Below are 2,006 nucleotides of genomic sequence, written 5' to 3'. Positions count from 1 at the left end.
TTGCCATACGTCTCGCGTCCGGTGACGAGCTGCTGTACATGCAAGTCGGAAAGGTTGTTCGTGAGCCGAATGTATCACTAGTCCCTTGGTCACGCACAGAACGATTCATGCCCCAGGTGCTCTCTAGGATCGTAGGCATGGTGAACACAAACAAATCCGAAACAGCCGGCGAGTACCACGTGGCCGCCGAGCGAGCACGCCGTGATCGGACATCGGCCCCCGATGTGAATCTTCACCTACGACATATTCAAGCTATTTCTATACTGGCAAAGTTGTACCGAAGACCAGCCACTGCCTAATCCAGTCCACAAAAACCGCCCATTGGCCACTGACGGGGAGAATTCCCACGATAATAAGCATCGCACCACCAGCGATCTGAATAGAACGCGAGTGGCGCATCAGCCATCCGACACCTTTAAGTGCTTTAGCTGACCCGAGGGCGACCAGGATAAAAGGCACCCCCAACCCAAAACAGTAAGCCACGATGAGCACTACTCCACGCGCGGCAGTCATTCCTTCAGTACGCACCGATATAGAGATTATGCCTGTTAATGTCGGACCAAGACAGGGGGTCCATCCCAAGGCGAAAACAGCCCCTAGCAGTGGAGCTCCCGCAACGGTGGACCAGCGCCGGGGTGCCATCCTGGTGTCGTTCTGCAACGGTCGAATAAAGCCCATGAAAACCAGGCCCATCATAATTGTCACCACACCGCCGATGCGCATCAGGGCCCCCTGATTTACCTGAACAGTCTGCATTACACCAAAGACCGTTACAGTCGCGAGGCTAAATACCACGGTAAAACCAGCCACGAAGAGTAGCGCGGCCCCACCGACGCCGCCACGGTACTGTTTGACTAGTGCACCGTCAGCTGTGTGTTCGGTTGTGGCTCCCACAACCCCAGCAAGATAGGAGATGTATCCCGGCACCAGTGGAATGACACACGGTGAAGCAAACGACACAAGACCCGCCACGGCAGCCACAAGAAGACCAAGAAGTAACGGACCACTAACAACTACCTCGGAAAAGCAGAACCTAGTTCAGAGATACCTGATCCCCTCTTTTCAACTGTTAATTGAGTAGTAGAAATATAGCGTTCCACAGATCGTCATCCATCGATTGAAGACGTAACATCTTCGCAATACAATCTTTCAACCCGGTCAGATCATGCTCGACAAATCTAAAGCAGATGATAATCCGAGCGGCATGTCAGAATTGAATCCCGAGTTGCACAGAGACGGACACACAAATCCATGATCCGCGACAATAATGTGGGCCATCTCACTCACCGCGTCACAAACGTTGAACTCTGACAGGATTCCCCTTCAGTCAGGCTCCTGTCAAGCCGCCCAAGCAGCAGAGCCCGCTGCCAGCCCCGCGGCTCTCATGACCTTCATGTAAGGGTGCAACCAACCCACCCTGCCCGGAAGACGTTGCTTATCATCGCTGCGACCCAATCCACCTCATGTCGACCAGGCGCCGATGCAGTGGCGTTGCTCCACCAACTTGGGGACCGGACGGTTGATTCGTACATTGATCCCCTCACTGTTCGACGCGGAAGAGATCGGCGAAGAACGCATCCAGACCAGGACATTCGGGATATCGGACCACCTCGGCGCCTCTACGTCTAAGCCGTAGCCCCGTTCGGGGATCGATTGGACCACTCTATTTGATAGATAGCGGCTCTTCACTATCTAGAGTGCGTTGATCCGGTCCTGCAGTCCTCCCGAGTGGATCAGTGACCGCAAGATGTAGTGGTTGAGGTTCCTGAAGCCCAGCGCGATGCCGCGTAGGTGTCACAGCCGTCCGTTGATCGCCTCCACCGGCCCGTTGGACGCACCAAGGCCGAAGTAGGCCAGGATGTCACCGCGCCTGCGCCACAAGGTCCTGCCCAGCTGGGCCAGCTCCTCCAATCCCTTCGGCAGCCCTGTGCGCAGCGTGGTGATCACCGCGTCCATCAGCTTCCTACCCTTCGGCTTGTCCGGGTGGCCGTAGGCGGCGATGATCT

The 2,006-nt window shown here is 55.7% G+C and carries 1 protein-coding gene and 1 pseudogene; both read right to left on the bottom strand.

The window, feature by feature from the left end; all coding sequences use genetic code 11:
• Positions 1 to 258 precede the first annotated feature (258 nt).
• Positions 259 to 981, bottom strand: coding sequence for a cytochrome c biogenesis CcdA family protein (locus tag ACT3S3_RS15200; protein ID WP_444615236.1), 723 nt, complete (start codon positions 979 to 981; stop codon positions 259 to 261).
• A gap of 711 nt (positions 982 to 1,692) precedes the next feature.
• Positions 1,693 to 2,006 (bottom strand): annotated as a pseudogene (locus ACT3S3_RS15195) (transposase); the annotation flags it as partial.

This window comes from Corynebacterium sp. AOP40-4SA-5, assembly GCF_052377355.1.
Lineage (GTDB): Bacteria > Actinomycetota > Actinomycetes > Mycobacteriales > Mycobacteriaceae > Corynebacterium.
This window is presented reverse-complemented; position numbering and strand designations above follow the sequence as displayed.